This window comes from Burkholderia sp. GbtcB21, from assembly GCF_019091065.1.
In the GTDB taxonomy this organism is placed as follows: domain Bacteria; phylum Pseudomonadota; class Gammaproteobacteria; order Burkholderiales; family Burkholderiaceae; genus Burkholderia; species Burkholderia pyrrocinia_C.
In genome coordinates, this window is sequence record NZ_JAGXKA010000560.1 from 1 (window position 1) to 229 (window position 229).

Sequence of the window (229 nt, forward strand, 5' to 3'; positions counted from 1 at the left end):
AGCACGATGACGGACGAGGACAACCTCGTGCTGGGCGCGTATCGGCGCAAGCAAGCTGGTGAATCGAACTTCCACGACCAGCTCGATCACGTGTTCGCGCTGTTTCCGCGGCTGAGGGAGCGGCGCAAACAGGCGGCCGGCACGCAGTCAGGCGGCGAGCGGCAGATGCTCGCGGTCGGCCGCGCACTGATGGGCAAGCCCGACCTGCTGATGCTCGGCGTGCCGAGCC

The 229-nt window shown here is 67.7% G+C and carries 1 pseudogene; it reads left to right on the plus strand.

Features of this window, described 5'->3' with window-relative positions:
* A pseudogene (locus KVT39_RS37640) lies at window positions 1-229 on the plus strand (ABC transporter ATP-binding protein); the annotation flags it as partial.